Origin of the sequence: Stenotrophomonas mexicanensis, from assembly GCF_032911605.1 — a bacterium.
In the GTDB taxonomy this organism is placed as follows: Bacteria; Pseudomonadota; Gammaproteobacteria; order Xanthomonadales; family Xanthomonadaceae; genus Stenotrophomonas; species Stenotrophomonas maltophilia_A.
Window position 1 is genome coordinate 1 of sequence record NZ_JAWJTG010000080.1, and the last position, 7,382, is coordinate 7,382.

The window sequence follows — 7,382 nt, forward strand, 5'->3', positions numbered from 1 at the left end:
CCCCCTTGTTGTTCAAGGGGGCGCGCCGACAGGCGCGGGGATAAGGTGGAATGCGTGGATAGTTTTGCCTCAAGCAAAACTGTCGGTGGCGCGCACCAGTGCGTCCACGTTCTCGGCTTCGAACGCCGAGTGGCCCGAGGCCGGCGTGATTTCCAGCTTCGCCTTCGGCCACACCTTGGTCAGGTCCCAGGCGTTGGCCAGCGGGCAGACCACGTCGTAGCGGCCGTGCACGATCACGCCGGGAATGTCAGCGATGCGGTGTGCGTCGCGCAGCAGCTGGTCTTCCACCTCGAAGAAGCCGCCGTTGACGAAGTAATGGTTCTCGATGCGCGCGAAGGCCAGCGCGAAGTGCGGGTCTTCGTGGCTGTTGATGAAGTCGTCGTCGACGTGCAGGAAGCTGGTCGCGCCTTCCCACACCGCCCAGGCTTTGGCCGCTTCCAGGCGGGTGGTTTCGTCTTCGCTGGTCAGGCGGCGGTGGAAGGCCGAGATCAGGTCATGACGCTCCACCGACGGAATCGGCTTGAGGTAGTGCTCCCATGCATCCGGGAACAAGCGGTTGGCGCCTTCCTGGTAGAACCATTCCAGTTCCCAGCGACGCAGCATGAAGATGCCGCGCAGGACCAGTTCGGTCACGCGCTGCGGGTGGGTTTCGGCATAGGCCAGTGCCAGGGTCGAACCCCAGCTGCCGCCGAACACCTGCCAGCGATCAACCTTGAGGTGCTCGCGCAGCTTCTCGATATCGGCGACGAGGTCCCAGGTGGTGTTGTCCACCAGGTCCGCGTGCGGGGTGGAACGGCCGGCACCGCGCTGGTCGAACAGGATGATGCGGTACTTGGACGGGTCGTGGAACTGGCGCATCTTGTCGCTGCAACCACCGCCCGGGCCACCGTGCAGCATCACCACCGGCTTGCCATCCGGGTTGCCGCACTGTTCGAAGTACAGCGTGTGGCGGTCGTCGACCTTCAGGGTGCCGACGTCGTAGGGGGTGATGGCGGGGTACAGCGTACGCATGCTTGCAGCTCCAGGGTGATGCCCTGCCGGGGCAGGAGAACCTCCATTCTAGGCCGGACGCCGGCCCAGGGTGATGCGGTCGCGCTGCTCCAGGTCCTGCACGGTCTGCACCTCCGCAAAACCCGCGGCGTCGAACAGCGCGCGGATTGCCGCGCCCTGGTCCCAACCGTGCTCGATCAGCAGCCAACCGCCGGGCAGCAGGTGGGCCTGGCCACCGTCTACGATGCGACGGATGTCATCCAGGCCATCCACGCCGGAGGCCAGCGCGGTAGCCGGTTCAAAACGCAGGTCGCCCTGCTCCAGATGCGGGTCGTCGCTGGCGATGTATGGCGGGTTGCTGGCAATCAGGTCGAAGCGTGCACCCTGCAGTGGCGCATACCAGTCGTGCCCGCCCTCGGCGAAGCGGACGTTGCGCAGTTCATGGCGCGCAGCATTGCGCGCGGCCACGGCCAGCGCGCCCGGGCTGGCATCGGTGGCCAGCACCTGCGCTTGGGGCCGTTCGCTGGCCAGTGCAAGTGCAATCGCACCGCTGCCGGTGCCCAGGTCAACCAGCTGCAGCGCCTGGTCCTGCGGCAGGCGCTCCAGCGCCAGCTCGACCAGCAGTTCGGTTTCCGGACGCGGGATCAGCGTGGCCGGGTCGACCTCCAGGTCCAGCGTCCAGAAACCGCGGCGGCCGGTCAGGTAGGCCACCGGCTCGCCGGCCACGCGGCGGGCCAGCAACGCTTCGAAGGTGGCCTGGTCGGCGGCGGCCAGCGGATCGGTGGCATGCGCGAACAGCCAGCTGCGCGGGCGCTCCAGCACATGCAGCAGCAGCAGTTCGGCCTCGTGGCGGGCCTCGACGCCGCCGAGGCGGGCACTGGCCTCGGCCACGATTTGGCGCAGGGAGGGTTCGGTTTGGGAAAACATGCCGCAATTGTAGAGCGGAGCCCATGCTCGGCTGCTTCTGGCGCAGTCGAGCTACACATCCACAGGTCCGCAGTCGAGCATGGCTCGACTCTACAAAAGGCTGCAATCCGTTCAGGTTCTACCCGAGGGGATAAGGAGGGACTATTGGCCCTATTCAGCCGTTCCGGAAGATTTTCCTTGTCACACAGGCAGTTGCAGGATGAAAGCGTCCGGGTTCAGTGCCTGCTCAGTGCATTTTGATAGACTTCATCTATCAAATAGATGCAATCAATGGATTGTTCTTATCGATAGCGAGTCGGTACTCTAGGTCCTGTCGATTCACCCACTCCCCTTCACCCAGAGGAAAAACGATGTCCCTGATCAACACCCAGATCCAGCCGTTCGAAGCCAATGCTTACCTGAATGGCGAGTTCATCAAGGTTTCCGACAGCACCCTGAAGGGCCAGTGGTCGGTCCTGATCTTCATGCCGGCCGCCTTCACCTTCAACTGCCCGACCGAGATCGAAGACGCCGCTGACCATTACGCCGAGTTCAAGAAGGCCGGCGCCGAGGTCTATATCGTCACCACCGACACCCACTTCTCGCACAAGGTGTGGCACGAAACCTCGCCGGCCGTCGGCAAGGCCCAGTTCCCGCTGGTCGGCGACCCGACCCACCAGCTGACCAACGCCTTCGGCGTGCACATTCCGGAAGAAGGCCTGGCCCTGCGCGGCACCTTCATCATCAACCCGGAAGGCGTGATCAAGACCCTGGAGATCCACTCCAACGAGATCGCCCGTGACGTCTCCGAAACCCTGCGCAAGCTGAAGGCTGCCCAGTTCACCGCCGCCAACCCGAACCAGGTGTGCCCGGCCAAGTGGAAGGAAGGCGAGAAGACCCTGACCCCGTCGCTGGACCTGGTCGGCAAGATCTAAAGCGGTACCGGCCTGCCGTGGCCCCACGCCACGGCGCGCCTTTCATCCCCGTGCCGGTCCCCCCGCCGGCGTGGGGGTGAACCCAAGACAGCCAACGCTCGCCCGCCTTGGCCAGCCAGCCCCTTCCACGGTCGCTGTCTTGGGTTCACCCCTACCCCCTGCTGGTCCGCTACCTTCTACAGCGGTGCCACGCCCCCTGTTTGCCTGAAGCCAGGAGATGACCCGATGTTGGACGCCAACCTGCAGTCGCAGCTGAAGACCTATCTGGAGCGCGTGACCCGCCCGATCCAGATCACCGCGCACGCCGACGACGGCGCCAAGTCGCAGGAAATGCTGGAACTGCTGCAGACCTTGGACAGCCTGTCGGACAAGATCTCGCTGCAGGTGCTGCGCGATGGCCAGGGCCGCGTGCCGTCCTTCGACCTGGGCACCCCGGGCCAGGATATCCACCTGACCTTCGCCGGCCTGCCGATGGGCCACGAGTTCACCTCGCTGGTGCTGGCGCTGCTGCAGGTGGGCGGTCATCCGTCCAAGGCCACCGCCGAGCTGATCGAGCAGGTGCAGAACCTGGAAGGTGAATACAAGTTCGAAACCTACTTCTCGCTGTCCTGCCAGAACTGCCCGGACGTGGTGCAGGCGCTGAACCTGGCCGCGGTACTCAACCCGCGCATCCAGCACGTGGCCATCGACGGCGCCCTTTTCCAGGACGAAGTCGAGAAGCGCGAGATCATGTCGGTGCCGACCGTGTACCTCAACGGTGAAGTCTTCGACCAGGGTCGCATGACCCTCGAGCAGATCGTCGCCAAGCTGGACACCAACGCCAGCAAGCGCGATGCCGAGAAGATCGCCGCCAAGGATGCCTTCGACGTGCTGGTGGTGGGCGGTGGCCCGGCCGGCGCGGCAGCAGCGATCTATGCTGCACGCAAGGGCATCCGCACCGGCATCGCCGCCGAACGTTTCGGTGGCCAGGTGCTGGACACCATGGCGATCGAGAACTTCATCTCGGTGAAGGAGACCGAGGGCCCGAAGCTGGCCACGGCGCTGGAACAGCACGTGCGCGAGTACGAGGTGGACATCATGAACCTGCAGCGCGCCAGTGCGCTGGTGCCGGCCGGTGAAGACGGCCTGGTGCAGGTGCAGCTGGAGAACGGCGCGGTGCTGAAGTCGCGTTCGGTGATCCTGTCCACCGGCGCACGCTGGCGCCAGATGAACGTGCCGGGCGAAGACCAGTACCGCAACAAGGGCGTGGCCTACTGCCCGCACTGCGATGGTCCGCTGTTCAAGGGCAAGCGCGTGGCGGTGATCGGCGGTGGCAACTCCGGCGTGGAAGCGGCCATCGATCTGGCCGGCATCGTGTCGCATGTAACCCTGCTGGAGTTCGATTCCAGCCTGCGCGCCGACGAAGTGCTGCAGAAGAAACTGCGCAGCCTGGCCAACGTCACCGTGCTGACCAGCGCACAGACCACCGAAGTGCTGGGCGACGGCAGCCGTGTCACCGGCCTGGTCTACAAGGACCGTGTCGGCGGCGACGCCCACCGCGTCGAGCTGGAAGGCATCTTTGTGCAGATCGGCCTGCTGCCCAACACCGAGTGGCTGAAGGACACCGTGGCGCTGTCGCCGCGTGGCGAGGTCGTCATCGATGACCGCGGCCAGACCAACCTGCCGGGCGTGTTCGCTGCTGGCGATTGCACGACGGTACCCTACAAGCAGATCATCATTGCCATGGGTGCCGGTTCGACCGCCGCATTGAGCGCGTTCGACCACCTGATTCGCTCGTCGGTAAGCAACAGCAGCGGTGCCGTTGCTGAAGCTGCCTGATCCACCGTTCCCAGATCACCGGGAACATTGTCTGCCTGTCGGGTAACCACGCCGTCAGCCGGTCCGTTACCCCTGGGGTGTAAGGATGAACCTACGTGATCTGAAGTACCTGGTAGCCCTGGCCGACCACAAGCATTTCGGCCGGGCTGCCGCCTCCTGCTTCGTCAGCCAGCCGACGCTGTCCACGCAGATCCGCAAGCTGGAAGAAGAACTGGGCCTGCCGCTGGTGGAACGTGCACCGCGCAAGGTGATGCTGACCCCGGCCGGCCAGGAAGCAGCAGCACGGGCACGGGTGATCGTGTCCGAAGTGGAACAGCTGAAGGAAGCGGCACGTCGCAGTCGCGATCCGGAAGCCGGTACGGTGCGCCTGGGGATCTTCCCGACCCTGGGCCCGTACCTGCTGCCGCATGTAATTCCGCGCATCCGCGATCGCTTCCCGGAGCTGGAACTGCTGCTGGTCGAGGAAAAGAGCGATGTGCTGCTGGACCGCCTGCGCGAAGGCAAGCTCGACGCTGCACTGCTGGCCCTGCCGGTGATCGACGACCAACTGCATGCCGAGTTTCTGTTCGAGGAACCCTTCCTGCTGGCCGTATCCGGGCGCCACCCGCTGGCCCGTCGCGAACACCTGGACGTGCAGGAGCTGGCCACGCAGAAGCTGCTGCTGCTGGAAGATGGCCATTGCCTGCGCGACCAGGCACTGGAAGTCTGCCGCCTGTTCGGTGCCAACGAGAAGTCCGAGTTCCGCGCCACCAGCCTGGAAACCCTGCGGCAGATGGTCGCCGCCGACGTCGGCATCACCCTGCTGCCAAGCCTGTCGGTGCAGCCGCCGGTGCCGCGCTCGAACAACATCCGCCTGCTCGACTTCACCGGCGAAGGCCGCCCCAGCCGCCGCATCGCGATGATCTGGCGCCGCAGCTCGGCCATGAACGACTTCCTGATGGAGCTGGCCGATCAGTTCAAGCGCCTGCCGCAGGCGCTGTTCACCCTGGAAGCGGTCAACGCCGCCGGCGACACGACCGCCCTGCCCGGCCCCGCGCTGAACGGCTGAACCCCCGCAGCACCGGCCTGGAATCGGCAGGAGTCGATTCCGGTCGCATTTGTCCCCACAATACAGACAGGCGGCGCCAGCAGGTGCCGCCTTTTGCATGGCTTTCAACCAAGGAGCTTCACCATGAGTACCGCCAGCGGCCTGCCGCCGTCGATCACCGTTTCCACCTTCGACATGGACCGCCTGGACGCCATGCTCGAATCCCCTGCGCTGAGCCAGACGCCTGCCGCGCTCGCGCTTGCTGAAGAACTCAACCGTGCCACCGTGCTGGCACCGGACCAGATTCCCGAAGGCATCGTCATGATGCATTCGCGCGTGGAGTGCGAAGATGAAGTGTCGGGCGAGAAGCACGTCCTGACCCTGGTCTTCCCCCGCGAAGCCAACGTCGATGAAGGCAAGGTTTCCGTGCTGGCCCCGGTCGGCAGTGCCCTGCTCGGCCTTTCGATCGGCCAGAGCATCGACTGGAACGCGCCCGGCGGCCGCAAGCTGCGCCTGCGCGTGACCGCGGTCCACAACGACCGCCCCTGATTACCGCTGCGCACCGCGCGCGATTCGATCCCCCTGCACCAGGAGCCGTAATGAGTACCCCGTCCAAACTGTCCCAGCTGCGCGAACTGTCCGTGGTCGTTGCCGATACCGGTGACTACGAGGCGATCAAGCGCCTGCAGCCGGTGGACTGCACCACCAACCCGACCCTGGTGAAGAAGGCGCTGGACCTGCCGGTCTACGCCGAGCTGATCGAACGCGAACTGGCCTGGGGCCGCCAGCAGACTGGCGACCGCGAAGCCGTGGTGCACGCCGTGGCCGACCGCCTGACCATCGGCGTCGGCGCGCTGCTGAGCACGCTGGTGCCGGGCCGCGTGTCCACCGAAGTGGACGCCGACCAGGCCCACGACACCGCTGCCACCGTGGCCAAGGCCCGCCAGTTCATCCAGATGTACGCCGATGCCGGCGTGCCGCGCGAGAAGATCCTGATCAAGATCGCCGCGACCTGGGAAGGCGTGGAAGCCGCGCGCATCCTGCAGGCCGAGGGCATCGACTGCAACCTGACCCTGATCTTCAACCCGACCCAGGCGCTGGCCTGCAGCGAAGCCGGCGCGTTCCTGATCTCGCCGTTCGTGGGCCGCATCCTGGACTGGTACGTGGCCAACGGCCAGGCCCCGGCCAACATCGATGAAGACCCGGGCGTGAAGTTCGTGCGCGGCGTGTATGCCGAATTCAAGCGCCGCGGTTCGCCGACGGTGGTGATGGGCGCCTCGTTCCGTTCGACCGCGCAGATCGAAGCGCTGGCCGGTTGCGACCGCCTGACGATTTCGCCGGACCTGCTGGAGAAGTTGGACGCCGACCACGGCGAGCTGCCGCGCAAGCTGGTGGCCGGTGCGGCCGACGGCGTGGCCGTGACCCCGATCGACGCGGCGAAGTTCGCGGCCGACCTGGCGGCCGATCCGATGGCCACCGAGAAGCTGGCGACCGGTATCGATGCATTTGCCAAGGATCTGGAAGCGCTGCGCGAGCGCATTCGTTCGGAACTGTGATTCCGGCGAACGGCTGAGCCCCTCGTGGCGGGGGCTTGGTCGCGTTGAAGCAAGAGCGAAAGCCGCGCTGGGTCGGGCGGGTTGGGTTCGCGGGAGACGCCGTGAATCCGTCCCTGGAGGCTTGGCCGCCGCATCCATGCGGCGGACACC

The 7,382-nt window shown here is 65.7% G+C and carries 7 protein-coding genes; 5 read left to right on the forward strand and 2 right to left on the reverse strand.

The window, feature by feature from the left end; all coding sequences use genetic code 11:
- Nucleotides 1–69: 69 nt before the first annotated feature.
- Together pip and prmC are read right to left on the reverse strand one after the other, a co-directional pair.
- Nucleotides 70–1,011, reverse strand: coding sequence for a prolyl aminopeptidase (gene pip / locus R1L06_RS20260; protein ID WP_032130095.1), 942 nt, complete (start codon nt 1,009–1,011; stop codon nt 70–72).
- Between the two features lie 48 nt (nt 1,012–1,059).
- Nucleotides 1,060–1,917, reverse strand: coding sequence for a peptide chain release factor N(5)-glutamine methyltransferase (prmC, locus tag R1L06_RS20265; RefSeq protein ID WP_317218581.1), 858 nt, complete (start codon nt 1,915–1,917; stop codon nt 1,060–1,062).
- Nucleotides 1,918–2,267: 350 nt separating this feature from the next.
- Here prmC and ahpC point away from each other — a divergent pair, with 350 nt between their 5' ends.
- From ahpC to R1L06_RS20290, 5 genes are all read left to right on the forward strand, one after another.
- Nucleotides 2,268–2,831 (forward strand): alkyl hydroperoxide reductase subunit C, encoded by a 564-nt coding sequence (ahpC, locus tag R1L06_RS20270; RefSeq protein ID WP_004144811.1) that lies wholly within the window; start codon nt 2,268–2,270, stop codon nt 2,829–2,831.
- 225 nt (nt 2,832–3,056) lie between these two features.
- The gene (gene ahpF / locus R1L06_RS20275) at nt 3,057–4,649 is read left to right on the forward strand and encodes an alkyl hydroperoxide reductase subunit F (RefSeq protein ID WP_317218582.1); all 1,593 of its coding nucleotides are present in this window, start codon (nt 3,057–3,059) and stop codon (nt 4,647–4,649) included.
- Between the two features lie 85 nt (nt 4,650–4,734).
- A complete protein-coding gene (locus R1L06_RS20280; RefSeq protein WP_032129919.1) occupies nt 4,735–5,697 on the forward strand; it encodes a LysR substrate-binding domain-containing protein in 963 nt (320 codons plus the stop codon).
- 123 nt (nt 5,698–5,820) lie between these two features.
- Complete coding sequence (rnk, locus tag R1L06_RS20285; RefSeq protein WP_005408156.1) at nt 5,821–6,225, forward strand: nucleoside diphosphate kinase regulator; 405 nt, start codon at nt 5,821–5,823, stop codon at nt 6,223–6,225.
- A gap of 50 nt (nt 6,226–6,275) precedes the next feature.
- Nucleotides 6,276–7,232: a transaldolase gene (locus R1L06_RS20290; protein ID WP_317218583.1), complete on the forward strand. Its 957-nt coding sequence runs from the start codon at nt 6,276–6,278 to the stop codon at nt 7,230–7,232.
- Nucleotides 7,233–7,382: the final 150 nt, after the last annotated feature.

Excerpts from the sequence above, each read along its gene's own strand:
- R1L06_RS20280 (WP_032129919.1), top strand. The coding sequence starts at position 4,735 with ATGAACCTACGTGATCTGAAGTACCTGGTAGCCCTGGCCGACCACAAG.
- pip (WP_032130095.1), bottom strand. The coding sequence starts at position 1,011 with ATGCGTACGCTGTACCCCGCCATCACCCCCTACGACGTCGGCACCCTG.
- prmC (WP_317218581.1), bottom strand. The coding sequence starts at position 1,917 with ATGTTTTCCCAAACCGAACCCTCCCTGCGCCAAATCGTGGCCGAGGCC.
- rnk (WP_005408156.1), top strand. The coding sequence starts at position 5,821 with ATGAGTACCGCCAGCGGCCTGCCGCCGTCGATCACCGTTTCCACCTTC.
- R1L06_RS20290 (WP_317218583.1), top strand. The coding sequence starts at position 6,276 with ATGAGTACCCCGTCCAAACTGTCCCAGCTGCGCGAACTGTCCGTGGTC.
- ahpC (WP_004144811.1), top strand. The coding sequence starts at position 2,268 with ATGTCCCTGATCAACACCCAGATCCAGCCGTTCGAAGCCAATGCTTAC.
- ahpF (WP_317218582.1), top strand. The coding sequence starts at position 3,057 with ATGTTGGACGCCAACCTGCAGTCGCAGCTGAAGACCTATCTGGAGCGC.